The organism is Sphingomonas sp. Leaf242, from assembly GCF_001422045.1.
Lineage (GTDB): Bacteria > Pseudomonadota > Alphaproteobacteria > Sphingomonadales > Sphingomonadaceae > Sphingomonas.
Map to the genome: position 1 here is coordinate 645281 of NZ_LMLW01000008.1, position 20411 is coordinate 665691.

18 protein-coding genes are annotated in these 20411 nt (G+C 67.3%); 5 read left to right on the plus strand and 13 right to left on the minus strand.

What is annotated here, in order from left to right; translation table 11 throughout:
• Window position 1: 1 nt before the first annotated feature.
• Both fliE and ASF09_RS10920 read right to left on the minus strand, forming a co-directional pair.
• Entirely contained in the window at window positions 2–364 is a 363-nt protein-coding gene (gene fliE / locus ASF09_RS10915; RefSeq protein ID WP_060526330.1) for a flagellar hook-basal body complex protein FliE, read from the minus strand.
• Window positions 361–1686, minus strand: coding sequence for a sigma-54 interaction domain-containing protein (locus ASF09_RS10920; RefSeq protein WP_060526210.1), 1326 nt, complete (start codon window positions 1684–1686; stop codon window positions 361–363). The genes fliE and ASF09_RS10920 overlap by 4 nt, the downstream gene beginning before the upstream one ends.
• Window positions 1687–2001: 315 nt before the next feature.
• On the opposite strand from ASF09_RS10920, the gene ASF09_RS10925 reads away from it, so the two are divergent.
• The 3 genes from ASF09_RS10925 to ASF09_RS10935 all read left to right on the plus strand — a co-directional run bounded on the left by ASF09_RS10925 (window position 2002) and on the right by ASF09_RS10935 (window position 7100).
• Entirely contained in the window at window positions 2002–2823 is an 822-nt protein-coding gene (locus ASF09_RS10925; protein WP_056054167.1) for a flagellin N-terminal helical domain-containing protein, read from the plus strand.
• A gap of 204 nt (window positions 2824–3027) precedes the next feature.
• Complete coding sequence (locus tag ASF09_RS10930) at window positions 3028–3666, plus strand: GNAT family N-acetyltransferase (RefSeq protein ID WP_060526211.1); 639 nt, start codon at window positions 3028–3030, stop codon at window positions 3664–3666.
• A 119-nt stretch (window positions 3667–3785) separates the two neighbouring features.
• Window positions 3786–7100, plus strand: coding sequence for a hybrid sensor histidine kinase/response regulator (locus ASF09_RS10935; RefSeq protein WP_235529790.1), 3315 nt, complete (start codon window positions 3786–3788; stop codon window positions 7098–7100).
• A 249-nt stretch (window positions 7101–7349) separates the two neighbouring features.
• Here the strand turns inward: ASF09_RS10935 and ASF09_RS10940 are convergent, their stop codons facing one another.
• Together ASF09_RS10940 and acs are read right to left on the minus strand one after the other, a co-directional pair.
• Complete coding sequence (locus tag ASF09_RS10940) at window positions 7350–7973, minus strand: response regulator transcription factor (RefSeq protein ID WP_060526212.1); 624 nt, start codon at window positions 7971–7973, stop codon at window positions 7350–7352.
• 10 nt (window positions 7974–7983) lie between these two features.
• Window positions 7984–9939 carry an acetate--CoA ligase gene (gene acs, locus ASF09_RS10945; protein WP_060526332.1) on the minus strand — a complete coding sequence of 652 codons (1956 nt, stop codon included), beginning with the start codon at window positions 9937–9939 and terminating at the stop codon, window positions 7984–7986.
• 164 nt (window positions 9940–10103) lie between these two features.
• Here acs and ASF09_RS10950 point away from each other — a divergent pair, with 164 nt between their 5' ends.
• Both ASF09_RS10950 and ASF09_RS10955 read left to right on the plus strand, forming a co-directional pair.
• Window positions 10104–11537 (plus strand): DcaP family trimeric outer membrane transporter, encoded by a 1434-nt coding sequence (locus ASF09_RS10950; RefSeq protein ID WP_060526333.1) that lies wholly within the window; start codon window positions 10104–10106, stop codon window positions 11535–11537.
• Between the two features lie 50 nt (window positions 11538–11587).
• A complete protein-coding gene (locus ASF09_RS10955) occupies window positions 11588–13255 on the plus strand; it encodes an MFS transporter (RefSeq protein WP_060526213.1) in 1668 nt (555 codons plus the stop codon).
• 46 nt (window positions 13256–13301) lie between these two features.
• Here the strand turns inward: ASF09_RS10955 and ASF09_RS10960 are convergent, their stop codons facing one another.
• The 9 genes from ASF09_RS10960 to ASF09_RS11000 all read right to left on the minus strand — a co-directional run bounded on the left by ASF09_RS10960 (window position 13302) and on the right by ASF09_RS11000 (window position 20184).
• Entirely contained in the window at window positions 13302–13829 is a 528-nt protein-coding gene (locus ASF09_RS10960) for an AAA family ATPase (RefSeq protein WP_060526214.1), read from the minus strand.
• A gap of 39 nt (window positions 13830–13868) precedes the next feature.
• Window positions 13869–14636 (minus strand): FliA/WhiG family RNA polymerase sigma factor, encoded by a 768-nt coding sequence (locus tag ASF09_RS10965; RefSeq protein ID WP_060526215.1) that lies wholly within the window; start codon window positions 14634–14636, stop codon window positions 13869–13871.
• Window positions 14633–16693: a flagellar biosynthesis protein FlhA gene (gene flhA / locus ASF09_RS10970; RefSeq protein WP_060526216.1), complete on the minus strand. Its 2061-nt coding sequence runs from the start codon at window positions 16691–16693 to the stop codon at window positions 14633–14635. The genes ASF09_RS10965 and flhA overlap by 4 nt, the downstream gene beginning before the upstream one ends.
• A gap of 3 nt (window positions 16694–16696) precedes the next feature.
• Window positions 16697–17542 carry a hypothetical protein gene (locus tag ASF09_RS10975; RefSeq protein ID WP_060526217.1) on the minus strand — a complete coding sequence of 282 codons (846 nt, stop codon included), beginning with the start codon at window positions 17540–17542 and terminating at the stop codon, window positions 16697–16699.
• A gap of 214 nt (window positions 17543–17756) precedes the next feature.
• Window positions 17757–18074, minus strand: coding sequence for a hypothetical protein (locus ASF09_RS10980; protein ID WP_056054194.1), 318 nt, complete (start codon window positions 18072–18074; stop codon window positions 17757–17759).
• Complete coding sequence (gene flgM, locus ASF09_RS10985) at window positions 18061–18378, minus strand: flagellar biosynthesis anti-sigma factor FlgM (RefSeq protein WP_060526218.1); 318 nt, start codon at window positions 18376–18378, stop codon at window positions 18061–18063. Before flgM ends, ASF09_RS10980 begins: the two co-directional genes overlap by 14 nt.
• Window positions 18379–18476: 98 nt before the next feature.
• Window positions 18477–18971 (minus strand): flagella basal body P-ring formation protein FlgA, encoded by a 495-nt coding sequence (locus ASF09_RS10990; protein WP_060526219.1) that lies wholly within the window; start codon window positions 18969–18971, stop codon window positions 18477–18479.
• Window positions 18968–19504, minus strand: coding sequence for a hypothetical protein (locus ASF09_RS10995; protein WP_235529791.1), 537 nt, complete (start codon window positions 19502–19504; stop codon window positions 18968–18970). Before ASF09_RS10995 ends, ASF09_RS10990 begins: the two co-directional genes overlap by 4 nt.
• Window positions 19501–20184 carry a motility protein A gene (locus ASF09_RS11000; protein ID WP_060526220.1) on the minus strand — a complete coding sequence of 228 codons (684 nt, stop codon included), beginning with the start codon at window positions 20182–20184 and terminating at the stop codon, window positions 19501–19503. Before ASF09_RS11000 ends, ASF09_RS10995 begins: the two co-directional genes overlap by 4 nt.
• Window positions 20185–20411: the final 227 nt, after the last annotated feature.

Genomic DNA, 20411 nt, shown 5'->3' on the forward strand with positions numbered 1-20411 from the left:
GTCAGACCGGCATGCTCATGATATCCTTGTAGGCGGACAGCAGCTTGTTGCGGACCTGCAACGTCGCCTCGAAACCGACCGATGCCTGCTGGCGGGCGAGCATCACTTTCGCGATGTCGACCGTCTCGCCGCGCTCATAGCTTTCGCTGACCTTGGCGGCCTGGGTCTGGCCTTCGTTGACGCTTTTTAGCGCCGATTCCATCGTGTCGACGAAGCTGACCGGCTTGGCCGCTTCGGTCGGCGCGACGTTGCCGGTGGCGCCGGCACGCGACAGCGCCTGGTTGCGTTCGAGGATCTGCGAGCGCAGCGCCATCACGCGGTCGACGCTCATCGCGCCGCCACCGATGCCCGAGACGCCGCTCATGCCGAGGCCGCCCAATTATGGACGCTGCCGATGTCGTCACCCTGCTCGCGCGCCTTGGCGAGGCGGTAGCGCAGCGTGCGTTCGGAGATGCCGAGGCGCTTGGCGGTCTCGATCCGGCTGCCGTTGCACGCCTTGAGCGTCTCGCGGATCGCGGCGAACTCGCTCATCTGGACGATGTTGCCCAGGGTGTCGGGGCTGCCCCGGGTTTCGGGCTCGGTCGGTGCGACGACCGCGGCGGGGAGGATCGACGCCATCGGCACGCTGCGCTGAAAGGTCAGCGACACCGGACGATCGAACACGATGTGGTTCGCCTCGATCGTGTCGCCGCCGCAGAACAGCAGCGCGCGCTGGATCACGTTCTCGAGCTCGCGGACGTTGCCCGGCCAGTCATGGTGCATCAGCTGTTCGATCGCGGCGTGGCTCGGCCAGGGAATGAGCGTGCGGTTGCCCGCGTGGCGCAGGATCAGCGTGGCGGCGAGCGCCGGGATGTCATGCGGACGGTCGGCGAGCGGCTTGGTCGCGAGCGGGAACACCGCGAGACGGTAATAGAGATCGGCGCGGAACCGGCCGGCGGCGACTTCGGCGTGGAGGTCGCGGTTGGCGCAGGCGATGACGCGGACGTCGATCGGCTGCGGCACCGAGGCGCCCAACGGCACGACTTCGCGCTCCTGCAACACGCGGAGCAGCTTCGCCTGCAGCTGGAGCGGCATCTCGGCGATTTCGTCCAACAGGATCGTGCCGCCATTGGCGGCGCGGAAGAACCCGTCGCCACCGCTCGACGCGCCGGTGAACGCGCCCTTCTGATGACCGAACAGCAGCGCTTCGAGCATCGATTCAGGGAGCGCGGCGCAGTTGATCGCGATGAACGGCTTGTCTTTCCGCGCCGAGCCGTTGTGGATCGCGCGGGCGAGCACTTCCTTGCCGGTGCCGGTCGGGCCGTTGATCAGTACGGTGATGTCGGCGGCGGCGACGCGCTCCGCCAAGGCGAGCAGCGCGAGCGATTCGGGGTCGGCGGCGGTCGGCATCTCGGGCCCACCGATCAGGGCGCGCGCGAAGCCGTTGCCGACTGCGGCGTCCTCGGCGGTGAAGCTGATCCGGGCCGGCGTGCCATCGCGCGACGGGGTCACCTGGCGCCCCTCGCAGCCGATCACCACGGTACGGGCAGGGGCGGTGATGCCCTCGCCATCCGCCACCAGGAACAGGTCGTTCGCGCCGGGCTGGCCGGTTTCGAACGAGCCCACGCCGAAGCCCTGCGCGCGCAGCGACGAGACCAGCGCATATTTTCGCGAAGTGACTGCGGCTGATGGAAAAATCGATCGCATGGTGTTCCCCTTGGACGAGTCGGGGAATGCCGCATTGCTGGTAAACTACTGGTTAAACGCTGCCGCCTGCCGGCAGAATATTTCCGGGCGTGGCTGCGCGGACACGTGCGATCGCGTTCGCGCGCGTGCGCCCGCGTAGAAGACTTTGGCGGATGACGGTCGGGACGGCGTGATTTGCCGATGCGATCCCGCTGTAATTTCCGGCGCGATTTTTTTTCTAAAGCCCGCGCGGACCCGGCCGTTACTCATTTCGATAGATCGGCACTTCGCCACGGGGGCGGCGCGGATCGTCTGAAAATTTACGGAGATTTCGCAATGACTGTCATCGGTACCAACATCTCGGCCATGCGCGCCGCGAACGCTTCGAACGCAGCCAGCATGGCGCTGTCGACCTCGATGGAGCGCCTGTCGACCGGCAAGAGCATCAACTCGGCCAAGGACAACGCAGCCGGCATGGCGATCAAGACGTCGATGACGTCGCAGATCAAGGGCATGAACCAGGGCATCCGCAACGCCAATGACGGCATCTCGATGGCGCAGACCGCTGAAGGCGCGCTCGACGAGGTCACCAACAACCTGCAGCGTATGCGCGAGCTCGAAGTCCAGAAGGGCAACGGCACGTATTCGGCCAGCGACATCCTGAACATCAAGGCCGAGCAGGACGCACTGTCGACCCAGATCACCAACGTCCTGACGAACACCAAGTTCAACGGCGTGGCGCTGTTCGACGGTTCGGCCGGGACCGGCGGCACGGTGAAGATCCAGGCCGGCGCGAACTCGACCGACGCGATCGATCTCGCTCTCGGCGGCGACCTCAAGGCTGCGGGCACGGGCCTCGGCACCGTCGTGACGGCAACCGGTTCGGCCGGTACGCTCTCCGACTACGACACGGCGATCTCGAACGTCTCGAACCGTCGTGCGAACCTCGGTGCGGCGCAGAACCAGCTGCAGTCGGCGGTCAACAACCTGACCTCGAACTCGACCAACCTGTCGGACGCCAAGAGCCGGATCGAAGACACCGACTTCTCGTCGGAGACGACCGCCCTCGCCAAGGCACAGATCCTGAGCCAGGCATCGACCGCGATGCTGAGCCAGGCCAACCAGAGCCAGCAGAGCGTGCTGAAGCTGCTTCAGTAATCCGAAACGGCACCGGCACCGCCCCCCCCAAAGGGTGTCGGTGCCGATCGGACCCGTCCGCCGATGCGGACGGACAGAACCCCGGTGGCTTCGGCCGCCGGGGTTTTGCGGCGTTCGCAGTAGGCGCCTGTATAGAGTGTGACGTCTTGTCAGACGGTCGTCCGCCTTCGATACCGGCGTGCAGCTGTCGCAACGCGAGTGACGATGAACACCAAAGGCGTCGATCCCGACAGTGTATATGCGTGGCTTTGCGGTCGGTCGCTGGCGCGCGGGGTACCGCAGCCGGTTGCCGATCAGGGTGGTTTCCGTGTCGACACCGGCACCGAGGCGGAGATCAGCCGCTGGGTGTTCCCGACGATCGGGCCAGGATTGGTGGCGCTTGCCCGCGGTCTTCAGAATCCCCTCTACTTGCTGAAGCTGTGCGGAGAGGTCGATGAACTCCGATCGATCCTCCCCGGCGGCTGGCAGGTCGAAGGCGGCAATTTCTTCATGCAAAGCAGCGGCGCGGGGTTCGAGGCTGCGGCGGTCGAGGGCTATGCGATCGACGTCGTCCGCAACAATGCGGTGATCGCGGTGCGGATAGTGGCGAAGGACGGCACGCTGGCGGCGAGCGGCTACGCGGGCGAGACACCCGACGCCTTCGCTTACGACCGGATCGTGACCTCGCCCGCGCATCGTCGGCAGGGATTGGGCCGCGCGGTGATGGCGGCGCTTCAGGGTACGCGGCATTATCCCGGTACGCCCGAACTGCTGGTCGCGACCGAAGCGGGGCGCGCGCTGTACGAACGCCTGGGATGGCGGACGCTCTCGGCCTATTCGACGGCGACGATCGTGCGACCGTAAGACTGCCGCCGGCGTGCGTCTGCCGTCACGTTGCATTGCAACAGCAGAGCGAACGCGTAGGCTGATTCTTCCACGACGATATCGAGCAGACCGGGAGCGGGGCCATCAGCGGGCCGAATGTGATCTTCGCCATCATCGCCTATTGCGCGGTGTTGTTCGGCATCGCCTGGGTAGTCGATCGGCGAGGCCTGTCGCAGCGGCTCGGGCGGATCGCCTATCCGCTGTCGCTCGCGGTCTATTGCAGCAGCTGGACGTTCTTCGGCGGGGTCGGCACCGCCGCGACACGCGGGTGGGATTATCTCGCCATCTATCTCGGGCCGGCGTTGGTGTTCCTGCTCGCGCCGAAGTTTCTCGCGCGGCTGGTGAAGCTCGCGCGCGACGAGGGATCGAGTTCGATCGCGGACTTCATCTCGGCACGGTACGGGCGCAGTCGCAGCACCGCGGCGATCGTCGCGGGCACGGCCTTGCTCGCATCGGTGCCGTATATCGCGCTCCAGTTGCGGTCGGTGACGCTGAGCTTCGGCGCGATCGCGGGGGTCGGCAGTTCGGCGGAGGTCGGCACGTTCGTCGCGCTGCTGTTGGCGGTGTTCGCGATCGTGTTCGGCGCGCGGCGGTATGAGGTGGCGGGGCGCAATCCCGGCGTGATCGCGGCTATCGCGGCGGAATCGCTGATCAAGCTGCTGTGTTTCGTGGTGCTCGGCGTGGTGACGATGGCGTTGCTCGTCGACGTACCGGCGGCGACGCTGGCGCCGTCACTGGCGCGGCTCCGGGCGGGCTTCACCTGGGGGGCGCTGTCGTCGGATTTCTGGGTGCGGACCTTGCTGTCGGCGTTGGCGATCCTGTGTCTGCCGCGGCAATTCTATGTCGGGGTGATCGAGGCGCGCGGGCACGACGCGGTCGCGCGAGCGCGCGGACCGTTCATCGCGTACATGGTGCTTATCTCGCTGCTCGTGCTGCCGCTGGCGCTGGCGGGCATGACGCTGTTGCCGGGCGATGCCGAGCCCGATCTCTACGTGCTCGCGGTGCCGTTGCAGCAGGGTCAGCACGTCGTTGCGTTGCTCGCATTCCTGGGCGGGTTCTCGGCGGCGACGGCGATGGTGGTGGTCGAGACGATCGCGCTGTCGACGATGGCGACCAACGACCTGCTCGCGCCGCTGCTGCTCCGGCGGCACGGCGAGGCGGGCGAAGGCGAGCTTGGTCGACGGATGCTGCGCGTGCGGCGCGTCATCATCGCGGCGATCGTCGCGGTCGCGCTGGTGTATGGGCGGAGCCTCGGTGCGGACCTGCCGCTGGCGTCGATCGGGTTGATCGCGTTCGCCGGCGTCGCACAGTTCGCGCCTGCGCTGATCGCGACGGTCGGGTGGAACTTCGCCAACCACACGGCCGCGCGCGCGGGACTTGTTGGAGGCGTGATCGTCTGGATTTACTGCCTGTTGCTGCCGTCGATCGGCGAGCGCGTCGGGCCGGCGCTGGCGCAGTTCACGCGCGGGTGGCTCGATCCCGATGCGCTGCTCGGCTGGCGGATCGGTTCGCCGCTGGTCAACGGCACGGTGTGGAGCCTCGGCGTCAACGTCGCGCTGATGGCGGGCTTGCACGTCCGCGAACGCCAGCGTGGCAACAGCGCGCTCGATCACGTCACGACGCTCGGCGAGCTGAAGTCGCTGGTGGCCAGGTTCGTCGGCGATACCGAGGCGCTGGCGCTGGATCTGGTATCCGCCGATCCGCGCGCGCCGATCGACGGACCCGCCGCGCGCACCGCCGAGCGGTTGATCGCGGGCGTGATCGGCGCTCCGTCGGCGCGCAAGATCGTGGCATCGAGCATCGCCGGGTCGGCGATCGACGTCAGCGACGTGGTCCGCCTGCTCGACCAGCGCGGGCGCTCGCTGCGGTTCTCGCGCACGCTGTTGTCGGCGACGCTGGAGACGATCGATCCGGGCGTCAGCGTGATCGATGCGGACCTGCGGCTGGTCGCTTGGAATCCGCGCTATGTCGAGATGTTCGACTATCCCGAGGGCTATGTCGTGGTCGGCCGCTCGATCGCCGACCTGATCCGCTACAATGCCGAGCGCGAGGGCATCGCGGGCGATATCGCGGCGCATGTTGGGCGGCGGGTGGCGCACCTTGCGCGCGGCACGCCGCACAGTTTCGAACGGCAACGGCCGTCTGGACGGTGGATCAAGATGGTCGGGCGACCGATGCCGGGCGGCGGGTACGTCCAGAGCTTCACCGACATCACCGCGGAGAAGGAGGCGCAGGCCGATCTCGAGGCGCGAGTGGCGGCGCGGACGCAGGATCTGGCGCGGTCAAACCATATGCTCGGCGAGGCGCGCGCGATCGCCGAGACCGCGACGCGCGACAAGACGCGGTTCCTGGCGGCGGCGAGCCATGACCTGTTGCAGCCCCTTCACGCGGCGCGGTTGTTCTGCGCCGCGCTGGCCGAGGATAGGGCGCCGCATCAGGCGGAACTGGTGCGCGCGATCGATGGCGCGATCGGGTCTGCGGACACGTTGCTGCGCGCGTTGCTCGACGTGTCGCGGCTCGATGCAGGGGGCGTGGTGCCGAAGGTCGAGCGGTTTGCGCTGGGGGCGTTGATCGAGGAGCTGGCGGTGCAGTTTCGGCCGTTGGCGGGGGAGCGCGGGCTGGTGCTGGCGGCGCATCCCGGCGCGTTCAGCGTGGCGACGGATCGGTCGTTGTTGCGGTCGATCCTGCAGAATTTCCTGTCGAATGCGGTGCGCTATTCGGCGGATGGGCGGATCTGGATCGGGGCGCGGCGGCGTGGCGACGATGTGCTGATCGAGGTGCGCGACAACGGGCCGGGGATTGCTGCGGGTGATCGCGAGCGGATCTTCGAGGAATTCGAGCGGCTGGAAAGCAAGGGGAGCGCGGGCGGTGGCGTCGGGCTGGGGCTCGCGATCGTCCGGCGGATCGCGCGGTTGCTCGGGTCGGCGGTGGAGTTGCGGTCGGAATTGGGGCGGGGGACGACGTTTGCGGTGCGCGTGCCGCTGGCGCCGGCTGGGTTGGATGTGGCGTTGCCGACGCCTCTGGCCAGCCGTGCGCTGGTGCCGGGGTTGCGGGTGCTGTGTCTCGACAATGATGCGACGATCCTGGCGGCGCTCGATGCGGCGTTGCGGGCGCGGCGGTGCGTGCCGTTGCTGGCGGCGACGATCGCCGAGGCGTTGGAACTGGCGGCGGACGAGGAGCCGGACGTGGCGCTCGTCGACTTTCATCTGGACGAGGTGGAGGACGGGCTGGACGTGGTCGCGCGGCTGCGGGCGATGGTGCCGGCGCCGGCGATTGCGCTGGTGACGGCGGATCGCGCGGTTGCGGAGGATCCGCGGTGTGTTGGGCTGGTGGTGCTGACGAAGCCGGTGGTGCCGGCGGATTTGTGGCGGTTTATCGAGGACGCGTCTGCGGCGGCGGCGCTGGGAAGTTGAGGCTCGCCCGCAGGGGGGGGGTGGCGGGCGTTTGCCTGACGGAGGGGGAGGAAAGGGGAAACTGCTGTTGCGTGTTCTTCCCCCTCCGTTGCCTCCGGCGCCACCTCCCCCTTGCGGGGGAGGATTGAGCACGAAGCCACGCCGTCATCCTGACGAAAGTCAGGATCCGGAGCCACGATCGGGGTGGGTGGTATCCTGGGTCCTGACTTTCGTCAGGATGACGTTGGGGGAGGGGCGGACGGTGCGCGGCTAATCGGCGAAGTGGATGTCCATCGCGCGTGCCGCGAGGACGGCTTGCGTGCGGTTCTGGACGCCGAGTTTCCTCAGGATCGCGGTCATATGACCCTTCACGGTGCCTTCCGAAATGCCAAGGTCGAAGGCGACTTGCTTGTTCAGGCGGCCGGCCAGCACGCCGAGCAGGACTTTCAGTTCGGTCGGGGTGAGGCTCGCAACACGCGTCGCCATGTCATCGACGGAGGCACCTTCGATCGGCGCGTCGCGTTCGCCGGCTAGGGCTCGAGCTACGGCGGTTTCAAGTGTGGTCAGGTCGGCGGTCTTGGAAACGAAGCCGATTGCGCCATAAGCCCGCGCACGCGGTGCCGCCTCGGCCTCGTCGGCCGAGGAAATCACCATGATCGGCGTGTCGGGGCGTTCGGCGTGGAGCAGTGCCACGCCCGCGAATCCTTCCGAACCCGGCATCCGCAGGTCGAGCAGGATCAGGTCGAGGCGCTCAGCCGCGCGTACCGCGTCGACCGCTTCGCAGAGCTGCCCCGCCTCGATCACCACCGCATCGGGCGCGGCGCGGCTGACCGCCAGTTTGAGCGCCTGGCGGAACAGCGGGTGGTCGTCGGCGATGAGGATCGTGCGGGTCATGCCCAATGCCTCATGCGGGTACGGGGATGGCCTCCTCGCGGCCGGCGATCAGCGCGTCGACCACCGCGGGATCGGCGAGCGTCGAGGTGTCGCCGAGCTGGTCGAGCTGGTTCTCCGCGATCTTCCGCAGGATGCGGCGCATGATCTTCCCCGAGCGCGTCTTGGGCAAGGCGGGCGCGAACTGGAGGATGTCGGGGGTTGCGATCGGGCCGATCTCGCGGCGGACCCACTGGACGAGCTCCTTGCGCAGCTCCTCGCTCGGCTCGGCGTTCGCGTTGAGCGTGACATATGCGTAGATGCCCTGGCCCTTCACGTCGTGCGGCATGCCGACGACCGCGGCTTCGGCGACCTTCGAGTGGGCGACGAGCGCGCTCTCGACTTCGGCGGTGCCCATGCGGTGGCCGCTGACGTTGATGACGTCGTCGACGCGGCCGGTGATCCAGTAATAGCCGTCTTCGTCGCGGCGGCAGCCGTCGCCGGTGAAATACTTGCCCGGATAGGTCGAGAAATAGGTCTGGAAGAAGCGGTCGTGATCGTTCCACACGGTCCGCATCTGGCCGGGCCAGCTGTCGGCGATGACGAGGTTGCCCTCTACCGCGCCCTCCAGCACCTTGCCGTCAGCATCGACCAGTTCGGGCATAACGCCGAACAGGGGCTTGGTCGCGCTGCCGGGCTTGAGTGCGGTAGCGCCCGGCAGTGGCGAGATCATGTGGCCACCCGTCTCGGTCTGCCACCAGGTGTCGACGATCGGGCAGCGGCCGTCGCCGACGACATTATGGTACCAGTTCCAAGCTTCCGGATTGATCGGCTCGCCGACCGAGCCGAGCAGACGGAGCGACTTGCGGCTGGTGCGCGTCACCCAGTCGTCGCCCTCGCGCATCAGCGAACGCAGCGCGGTCGGTGCGGTATAGAGGATGTTGACCTGGTACTTATCGACGATCTGCCAGAAGCGGCTGTGATCGGGGTAGTTGGGCACGCCCTCGAACATCACCGTGGTCGCGCCGTTGGCGAGTGCGCCGTACAGCGAGTAGGTGTGGCCGGTGACCCAGCCGACGTCCGCCGCGCACCAGAAGATCTCGCCGGGGCGGTAGTTGAAGACGTATTCGTGCGTCATCGACGCCCAGACCAGATAGCCGCCGGTCGAGTGGAGCACGCCCTTGGGCTGGCCGGTCGAGCCGCTGGTGTAGAGGATGAACAGCGGATCCTCGGCGTTCATCGGCTCGGGCGCGCAGTCGGTCGACTGGCCCTCGACGCACTCCGCATACCAGCAGTCGCGGCGTTCGGTCATGGTGACCTTGCCGCCGGTGCGGCGGACGACGATGACGGTTTCGACCGCGAGATCGCCGTGGTGGAGCGCGGCGTCGACATTGGCCTTCAACGGCACGGTCTTGCCGCCACGCAGGCCCTCGTCGGCGGTGATGACAATGCGGCTGTCGCAATCGTGGATGCGGTTACACAGGCTCTCGGGGGAGAAGCCGCCGAACACCACCGAATGGATCGCGCCGATCCGCGCGCAGGCGAGCATCGCGAACGCCGCCTCGGGGATCATCGGCAGGTAGATCGTGACGCGGTCGCCCTTCCTGACGCCCTTCGCCTTCAGCGCGTTGCCGAGCTTCGACACCTCGTCGCGCAGTTCGGCGTAGCTGATCTTGCGGTCGTCGGCGGGATCGTCGCCTTCCCACAGGATCGCGGTCGCGTCCGGTCGCGCATCGGCGTGGCGATCGACGCAGTTCGCGGCGACGTTGAGCTGTCCGTCCTCGAACCAGCGGATGTGGAAGTCGCTCTCCTCGAACGAGGTATCCTTGATCTTGGTCGGCGCCACGATCCAGTCGAGGCGCTTGGCCTCCTTCGCCCAGAACGCGTCGGGATCGGTCGCGGCCTCGGCATACATCCGGTCATAGGCGGCGGCGTCGATCAGGGCGTCCTTCGCCCATTCCGCGGGGACGGGATAGCTTGCCTCGGTCATCTGGCTCTCCTTTTGCCGCGCTGTACGCGGTCGTGTCGGCACGATCATCCCTAACCAAAGTAAGGGATGTGTGCGTCGTCGCAATCCGTCATGGTGGCAACGATCCTATAGTAGAACGTCGAAGAGACGAACTGGGACGGAGACGGGTGGGGATGGAAACGGGCATGAAGCGATTGGCTTTCAGGACGCTGCTGGTGAGTAGTGCGTTGGCGGGCCTGGTGCCGACTGCGGCGCAGGCGCAGACCGCGCGCGAAGTCGAGCTCGAGACACGGTTGAAGGCGCTCGAAGCCGCGGTGCAGGATCTGCGCGGCGAGCTGAACGCGGCGCGGGCAACGGCCGCAGCGCCGACCGCCCCGACTACCATGAGCGGGACTTCCACGAGCACGCCCCCCATGAACGTGGCATCCGAGTCGCCAGGCCGATCGCCCGGCGCGACCAACGTGGCCCAGGCCAAGCCTGTCGCGACAAATTCGGCACCGACCGACGGTTTTCGTGTCGGCAACACGACGGTCAAGCTGGGCGGCTTCGTTCGCCTCAACGTCATTGCCAGCCGCTACAGCGATGGCGAAGCCGCGGTCGGTGGGCTGGGCAAGGAGTTCTTCCTGCCGCAGCAGATTCCGGTCGGCGGCGGGTTCTCCACACAGGATCTGCTGCTCTCCGCGCGCCAGACCCGCCTGCAGTTCAGCACGTCGACGCCGATGAACGGCACCGACATCAAGACGCTGGTGGAGTTCGATTTCGCGCTCGCGACGGCGCCGGTCGGTGCGCAGCGCGCGACCAATCCCTACACGCCCACCTTCCGTCGCGGCTTCATCGAATATGGCAATTTGCTGGTCGGTCAGGAATGGTCGACCTTCCAGAACATCGCCGTACTGCCGGAGACGACGGATTTCGTCGGACCGCTGGACGGCACGGTGTTCAACCGCCAGGCCCAGGTCCGCTACACCATCCCGTTGCGATCCGGGCTGACGTTGCAGATCGCGGCCGAGAACCCCGAAACGGAAACGGCATTGCCGGCCAACGCCGCGCTGGTCGACACGGATGACGACCGCCTGCCCGACGTGGTGGCACGCGTGAACTGGAAGCCGAAATTCGGCGATTTCGCGCTCGCTGGCCTCGCGCGCGAGTTGCGCACCGATACGCTGGGCAGCGGCGATACCGCCTTCGGCTGGGGCGTTTCCGGGTCCGGCAAGATTCCGATCGGCAAGCGTCACGACCTGCGCTTCATGGCGACCTACGGGCAAGGCATCGGCCGCTATCTGGGATTGGGATACGTCCCCGACGCGATCTACGGCGGCGCCGCGACCCAGCTCGAGCGGATCGACAATTTCGCGGGCTTCGCGGCGCTGCGGATCGGCTGGACCGATGCGATCCACTCGACGCTCATGGGCAGCTACCAGTCGGCCAATTATCCGGCGGGCGTGATCGTCACGGGGCTGGCAAATGCCAAGTCCTATGGCGGTGCAGGCAACCTGTTCTGGTCGCCGGGCAAGGGCTTCGACATCGGCGTGGAGTATCGCCACGCCGTCCGCGAACTCGTCTCGGGTGACACCGGCGCGCTCGACCGCCTCGAATTCGCATTCAAATACGGGTTCTGACTGCCCAACGCAGCAGAATCCCCACCCAACCCATCTGAGAGGATACCGCCATGGCGACGACAACAGGGGACGCATCGCCCCTTGGGCACGTGAAGCAGAGCCAGCCGCTGATCATCATCGCGTCGTCGCTCGGCGCGGTGTTCGAATGGTATGATTTCTACCTCTACGGCCTGCTCGCGACGATCATCACCGCTCAGTTCTTCTCGGGCGTCAACGAGACGACCGGGTTCATCTTCGCGCTCGCGGCGTTTGCGGCGGGGTTCGCGGTGCGGCCGTTCGGCGCGTTGGTGTTCGGGCGGATCGGCGACGTCGTCGGGCGCAAGAACACGTTCCTCGTGACGATGGCGATCATGGGCCTGTCGACCTTCCTGGTCGGCTTGCTGCCCAGCTACGCGTCGGTCGGCGTCGCCGCGCCGATCGCGCTTGTCGTGTTGCGCCTGTTGCAGGGCCTCGCGCTCGGCGGCGAATATGGTGGTGCTGCGACCTATGTCGCGGAGCACGCACCCGACAAGAAGCGCGGGCTGTTCACCAGCTTCATCCAGACCACCGCATCGCTCGGGCTGTTCGCGGCGCTGTTGATCGTGATCGGTGTCCGCACGCTCGTCGGCGAAGAGGCGTTCGCGGCATGGGGCTGGCGCATCCCGTTCATCGTCTCGATCGCGTTGCTCGCCGTGTCGCTCTGGATCCGCATGCAGCTCGAAGAGAGCCCGGTGTTCCAGAAGATGAAGGACGAGGGCAAGACCTCGAAGGCGCCGCTGACCGAGGCGTTCGGGCAGTGGAGCAATTTGAAGGTCGTGCTGATCGCGCTGTTCGGGGCGGTCGTCGGCCAGGGGGTCGTGTTCTACACCAGCCAGTTCTATGCGCTGTTCTTCCTCGAGAAGAATCTGCGCGTCGACGGGCCGACCACCAACATCCTGATCGCGATCGCGCTGTTGATCGCGACGCCGGCGTTCATCTTCTTCGGCTGGCTGTCGGACAAGATCGGGCGCAAATACATCATCCTGACCGGCTGCGCGCTCGCGGCCCTCACGTACATGCCGCTGTTCCATGCGCTGTCGAAGGCCGCCAACCCGGCGCTGTATGCGGCGCAGGCCAATTCGCCGGTGACGGTAGTGGCCAATCCCGACGAGTGTTCGGTGCAGTTCGATCCGGTCGGCAAGAACAAGTTCGACAGCAGCTCGTGCGATATCGCCAAGGCGTATCTGGCCAAGGCCGGCATCTCCTATGCCAACGTGATCGCACCCGCCGGTACCGTCGCGCAGATCCATATCGGCGGCGCGACCATCCCGGTCGTCAATCCGGCGGTCGTTACGGGGCCTGAGAAGGCGGCGGCGATCAAGGCGTTCGGTACCGAGGTAAAGACCGCCCTGACCGCGGTGGGCTACCCCGAAAAGGCGGACCCGGCGCAGATCAACAAGCCGATGGTCGTCGCGATCCTCGTCCTGCTCGTGCTGTACGTTACGATGGTCTACGGCCCGATCGCCGCGCTGCTGGTCGAGCTGTTCCCGACGCGGATCCGCTACACGTCGATGTCGCTGCCCTATCATATCGGCAATGGCTGGTTCGGCGGGTTCCTGCCGACCGCGGCGTTCGCGATGGTCGCGGCGACCGGGGATATCTATTACGGGCTCTGGTACCCGATCCTCGCCTGCGCGGTGACCGCGCTGGTGGGTCTCGTGTTCCTGCCCGAGACGTTCCGCCGGTCGCTGCACAGCTGACCGACATTGGTCCGGACCCCGCAGGATACGGGGTCCGGATTGGCTCTCAGCGGCGCAAATCGTTCGACCGGTAGAAGGCGGCAAGCGCGCCGGTCGACTTGAGCGCCACTTTCGGCAGGCTAATTTCCTCGAACATCCGAGCATAGCGGGCGCGGCTCGCTCTGGTAGCGGTGGTGATGTGGCGGATCATTGCCCATTTTACCGTGTCGCGACCGCCCTCGAGCGCGCCGCGGCGATCATCATCGAACCAGCAGCGCTTCAGATAGCGGTAGAGGCTGACCGCGGTGGGGACATCGAGCAGGATGACCCCGGTGGCGCGCTCCAGCCGACGCGCGAGAAGCCGCGAATAATTACCGTCCATCACCCAGCGCGAACCGAGGATCGCGCCATCGTGCAACACTGCGAATTCGTCTGCGGGCCGCGGGATCCAGTCGGTATGCGGCAGATGGTGAAGCTGATCGAGGTGGATCGCGGTGAGCCCCCGCGCCTGCGATAGGGCGTCCGCCAACGTGGATTTGCCGCTGTTGGACGGCCCCATGATGCAGATGCGCGGTCCGAGTTCGTCCAACGTCATCCGCGCCGATTACTCTTCCGCGCGCTGAAGAAACAGAGCTCAGGCGATCTGGCGGGCGAGTGCCTTCTTCAGTTTCGCATGCGCGGACGCCTTGATCTGGCATACCCGCGCGGAGCCGACGCCGAAGACTTCGCCGATCTCCTCGAGGTTGAGTTCCTCGACATAATAGAGCTGGATCACCTGCGCCTCGCGTTCGGGCAGCGCGGTGATCGCCTTGATCAGGGCCTCGCGCATGTCGCTGTCCGCGAGCTGCTCGAACGCATCCGGCGTGTCGTCGGCGAACCAGGGGAGGTCGTCCGCATACATCTCGTCGATCGAGTCGAAGCGGATCGAGTCGGCGGTGACGTAGTCGGTGCGGAGTTTCTCGATCGTCACGCCGATATGCTCTGCGATCATGTCTTCTCCTGGGGCTTTCCCGGTGCGGGCGGTGAGCGTCGAGATCGCCTCGGCATATTGGCGACGGCGACGCATTGCGCCGCGCGTCGACGTGGCCTGGCGACGGAGTTCGTCGATCATGCTGCCGCGCAGGCGGGTGATCAGGTAGGTCTTGAACGGCATGCCGCGCTCGTCGAAATTCGCGGCGGCTTCGACCAGCGCGACCAGGCCGACCTGGATCAGATCCTCGACCTCGACGCTGCTGCTCATGCTGCCATGCACGTGCCACGCGATCCTGCGGACCAGCGGAAGATGCTGTTTGACGAGCTGGTCCGCGTCGCCGCCGGGGCGTTGGTGTGGGCGATAGGTGAGCGGCTGGCCTGTATAGGGCTGCGCATCGGCGAACGCGCCGCGCATCGGGAGGGCGCTCATGCCGCGAGCGCCTGTTGCGAGGCGCCGATGACCGCGACGACTTCGACGGCTTTCTCCTCGGGCACTTCGAAGAACGACATGACGGGCGTATCGGGCAGGCACGTCCGCACCAGCTTGCGGATCGCGATGCGGATGGTCGGCTGGACGACCAGCGCGAACGGTTTCGCCTCGGCGATGAGCGGTTCGGCGGCGCGCTGCAGCGCCTCGACGATGCGGCGGCCGAGATCGGGTTCGATGACGTGGCGGCGCGATTGATCGGCGCGCATCGCCTGGCCGAGCAGACCTTCCAATTGACCCTCCAACGTCATGACGCGCAGCGGTTCGCGCACGCCGCACAGTTTCTGGATGATGAGCGCGCCGAGCTCGGGACGGATCGTCTCGATGATCTCCTCGGCGTCCTGCGTGCGCTGCGCCGCGACCGCGATCGCGCCGGCGATGCGACGGAATTCCTTGAGCGGGACGTTCTCCGCGAGCAGACCTTTCAGGACCTGCGTCAGCGTCGTGATCGGCAGCGGCGCGAGTGCTGCGACCAGCTGCGCGGCGCGCTCCTTGAGGCCGTCGAGCAGCGCCTGCACTTCGTCCTGGCCGAGCAGCTCGGACGCGTTCTGGCCGAGCAGGTGGTTCAGGTGCGTCGCCATCACGGTGCCTGGATCGACCACGAGATAGCCGGCGCCGGTCGCGGCATCGGCATCGCCTGCATCGACCCAGGTCGCGTCGAGCCCGAAGGTCGGATCCTTGACCTTCTTGCCGAACAGGTCGCCGAACGCCTGCCCGGTGTCGAGCGCGAGCATCTCGTCGGGCGACACGGTGTCCTCGCCGACGACGACGCCGTTGACGAGGATGCGGTAGACGTAGGGCGCGAGGTTGATGTCGTCGCGGACGCGGACCTGCGGCACGACGAAGCCCAGTTCCTTCGACAGCTGGCGGCGCACGCCGGTGATGCGGCCCATCAGCGGCGACCCGCGACGCTCGTCGGCGAGCGGCACGAGGCCGTAACCGATGTCGAGATTGACCTGCATCCCGTCGGTGACTTCCTCCCAGCCGATCTTCGACTGGTCGACCGTCTCGACGGGGACGACCACGACGGGGGCAGGGCGGCGCTCGATCTGGCGCAGCTTCCACGCGGCGAACCCGGCGATGGCCGCGGCCGGCAGGATCACCATGTGCGGCATGCCGGGCAGGATGCCGAGCAGCGCGAGGATGACGGCGACCGGCGTCCAGGTGCGGGGCGACCCGAACTGGCCGCCGATCTGGCCGGCGAGATCCTTGTCGGAGGTGACGCGCGTCACGATTGACGCGGCGGCGATCGACAGCATCAGGCTGGGGAGTTGCGCGACGAGCGCGTCGCCGATCGCTAGCAGGATGTAGTTGTGTGCCGCATCCGCGATCGTCATGCCGTGGCTGACCGGGCCGAGGATCAGGCCGCCGATGATGTTGGCGGCGAGGATCAGCATCGCCGCGACCGCATCGCCCTTCACGAACTTCGACGAACCATCCATCGAGCCGTAGAAATCGGCTTCGGTCGAGACTTCGACGCGGCGCGCCTTGGCTTCGTCGGGGGTGATGAGGCCGGCGTTGAGGTCGGCGTCGATCGCCATCTGCTTGCCGGGAAGCGCGTCGAGCGTGAAGCGCGCGCTGACTTCCGACACGCGGCCGGCGCCCTTGGTCACGACGATCATGTTGATGATCATCAGGATCGCGAACACGAAGATGCCGACGACGTAATCGCCGCCGATCAGGAACGTGCCGAACGCCTCGATCACGTGGCCCGCCGCGCTCTCGCCCTCGTGGCCGTGGACCAGCACGATGCGGGTGGAGGCGACGTTGAGACCGAGGCGGAAGAGGGTCGCGAACAGGAGGACGGTCGGGAAGGCGGAGAAATCGAGCGGCTTCTGTGCGTTGAGCGCGACCATCAGCACCGCGAGGCTGATCGCGATGTTCGCCACGAAGAAGATGTCGAGCATGAACGCCGGGATCGGCACGACCATGACGAGCACGAGCAGCAGGATCGCGAGCGGCAGGACGGATGCCCTGGCGTTGGAGAGGATGCGGTTCATGGCTTAGCCGCCCAACCGTGCGAGCATCATGTAGGCGAGGCGCGCGGTGTCGGGCGTCGGGCGCAGGACGTTCACCGCGGCCTGCGTCGTCTTGCCGGTGAACCTGCCCATTGCGGTCGTTGCCCAGGCGAGCGCGTCGTCGGCGCTTTCGTTGTTGCCGGTGATGACCGTGCTGCCGTTCATGTCGAGCGCCTGCGCGGCGTAGTTGGCGGGTGTCGCGGTCGCGCTTGCCCCTGCGGCGGCACCGCCGAGCTTGTCGGCGAACCGGTCGTAGATCGCCGACAGCGTGCGCGGCTGGTTGTTCGAATCGTAAAAGACGTTGTGGTTCGCGCGTGCGGCGGCGGGGAACAGCGCCGCGCCGCTCGCCTGCGGGTTGGCCTGCATCGTCTTCAGGAACTTGGTCGCGCCGCCGAGACCCATGAAATGCGCCATATAAAGGTCGGTGCCCGAGGCCGGGCGGTTCAGCGTGCCTTCGAGCGACGCCTTGTTGTCCGACGCGTATTCGGCGGCCATCAGCGAGGCGGCGTTGGGATCGTTGCGCAGCGCGAGGATCGCCGCCTTGGTGCCGGCGTCGCCGACCGAGAGGCGGCCGCTCGACGACTGGCCGATGCTGTTCGCGGCCCACGCCATGCCGTGCTCGGCGCCGTGCTTCTTGACGACGGACAGCCAGCTCTGTTCGATGAACTGATAGAGACCGGATGCGCTCGACGTGCCGGCCTTGGCATTGGCGTTGAGCCCGCTCTCGAGCTTCGCCTGGCCCAGCAGATAGTCGAAATCCACGCCCGTCTTGCTGCTCGCAAGCGCGATCGCGGACTGGATCCGGCCGGTAGTGATAGGATTGACGGTCATGCCCGTGTGCGGTGCCCCTGGTTCAGGGGATGCTCAGCAAGGGGCGTGCCAGTTTTGGTATTCGGTTCCACCGCCAATCGTCATTCCCGCGGAGGCGGGAACCCATACTGGCTAGCCGTGCGGTAGAATCGCATGCGCTGGAGGATATGGATCCCCGCCTGCGCGGGGATGACGAAGCTGAGATGGCGGAGGTTAGGAAGAGTGGGCGCGCTACTTACGCGTATGCGGCGCGCAGGCCTGGGCGGTAGCCGGCAATGGCGCCGTCGCCGGTCAGGGTTTGCAGGCGGCGGCGGACATTTGCCGCCATCAGGTTGGTGTAGATCCGGCACGTCTCGTTGAGCCGGTTCGCCTCGTCGGCCAGCTCGCGGATCTCGGTGCCCGCAGGCCCGGTGCCCAGCAGCGCGACCTGTTCGATCCCGGCGAGCTTGTCGGCGGTCGCGCGCTCGAGGCTGGCCACGTCGTTCGACTTCAGCGCGGCGATCTCGGCATGCAGCGAGTCGATCACGCGGATCAGGGCTTCACGCCGCTTCATTGGAATTCCAGGCGAGGCTGAGCGCCATCAGCCGATCGGCGATGGTCGCGGGAAGGATGGGGAAGGTGCCGCTGGCGATCGCCTTCTTGATCTCCGCGACGCGCGTCGCATTGACCGGGGGCGACGAGGCCATCGTCTTGGCCAGTGCCAACGAGTCCGAGAGGACCGAGGGCTGGGCCGATGCCGGCGACGATGCCTGCGGCTGTACCGGCGTCTGAACGGCCGTCGTCGGCGTCGCGGCGGCGACGCGCGCGACGGAGCGATCTCCTGCTACTGACGGCTTCGCGCCGATCGAATCCACCATGTCCGCATCCTTTGGTTTGCGCTGACATCAGGAGATACGACCGCACGCTCGAAAGCTTTAGCAAAATTAAACCGTTCGAAAATTCGGGTCGACCGGGCTCAGTTCGACCAGCCGGGCAGCGTGGCGTGGCCAGCCTCGACCGCGATCGCCTGGACCGGCGTGCGGGTGTCGTCGACCTTGACCATGAACCGACCGCCAGGCGCGGCATCGCCCATCGCGACGCCCTCGCGGCTGATCGAGAAACCTTCGGTACCGGCCTCGATCACGATCGGATCGCCGCGCTTGATCACCGGCGGGAGCTTGGCGACGGGGACGAACGACGCGGCGATCGCGGCAGGCGCGCTTGCCGGGCGGATCACCGGCACGAAGATCCGCCATGCCGGTCCGCCGCACGAGACGACGACCGCGTCATGCTGTTCGGATCGCCACGACAGCGACACCGTCGGGCAGGTCGCGAGCCGCAATCGCGCGTCGACCGGCGTGCGCGCACCACCCTCGGCGCCGGTCGGGCGGCCAGTGAAGGCCGCGACCGAGGCGTCTAGCGTGGTGGTGTCCTGGAAGCTCGCGGCGACCAGCAGGAGGGGAAGAATCATGGCATGGTCCTCATCGGAGCGGTCTTCTGCAGCTCGCCGACGAAGGCGAGCGAGACGATGGCGGCACGGCGGCCGGGTTTGGTGGTGGTGACGATCGTCACGCGCGACGGCGCGACCGCGGAGAGCGCGGCGGCGACGGTGCGGGCGCGGTCGGCGGCGAGGATCGCGGCGCTGCCGGTGGTGGGGTCGACGTCGGCGGGGGTGCCGTCGGTCGCGCCGGTGACGGTCAGCATCATGCGCGGATCGCGCCCCGCCTCGCGCGCCCAGGCGACGAGCGCGCCGGGGCTGGTCGGCATGATCGCCGAACCGGGGGCGAAATCGAGCATGCCCGCGGCGGCGACCGGCATCGGCGTCGGTTCGGCGACGCTCGCGCCGAAACCCTTGCGGATGCCCTTGGCGAGATCGCGCGCGCCGAGGTGCTGGCTTGCCTGGACGAGCACGAGAAAGCCGACGAGCAGCAGCGCGAGATCGGCGAGCGTCATCAGCCACAGCGGTTTGCCGGGTGGCGTCTCGGGATAGTCGCTCGTGGTCATGCCGCCGAGACCGCCGGGACCAAGGTTGGCAGCGGCGTCGGTGCGACATAGCCGCGCGGCGTCTCGCGTTCGGCGAGCGCCACCAGCGGCGCTTCGATCCGCGCGCGTTCGAATGCTTCGGTGCGGCCTTGCGCGCGAAGTCGGTTGGCGATCGGCATGAACACCAGGTTGGCGAGCAGCGCGCCATAGAGCGTCGCGAGCAGCGCGACCGCCATCGCGCCGCCGATCGCGTCGGGATTGTTCATCGTCGCGAACATCTGCGCGAGGCCGATCAGCGTGCCGACCATGCCCATCGCCGGCGCGGCCTCGGCGGCGCCCGCCCAGACATCGGCGGCGGCGACGTGGCGCTCGATCCGTGCGCGACGACGATGCTGGACGAGAGTCGCGACGCTGTTGGCCGTCCCGCCATCAACGATCGCGGCAATCCCGGCGGCGACGTCATTGTCGGTGATAACCGAGCGATCCAGCGCCATCACGCCGTGGCGCTTGGCGATCCGCGACAGCGCGGTGATCTGTTGCAGCAACGGATCGGCGTCGAACCGGGCGCGGCCGAGGATGGTCACCGCGGCGAGCGCGCGGCCGAGGTCGCGGGCGGGCGTGCGCAGGACGACGGCAAGCGCGGTGCCGCCACCGACGATGGCGAGCGCGACGGGATCGAACAGGAGGTCGGGGGTGATCATACGCGCGATCTCTGCAAGGTGTGGGCCAGTTTGTTGGGGGGCGTTGTGGGAGGGTGTGGTGGCTGCGCTCCTTTGTTAAGGGCGGCGCTGGACGCGTTTGTTGCGAGCTGCGGTGTTCGCCAAGCGGCCTACCCACCCCCGGCCCCTCCCTTCACGAGGGAGGGGGGAAGTAAGGCGTCGGTTGTGGGGGGGGGCGATTCTTCCCCTAAGCCACCACCCCGGCGAAG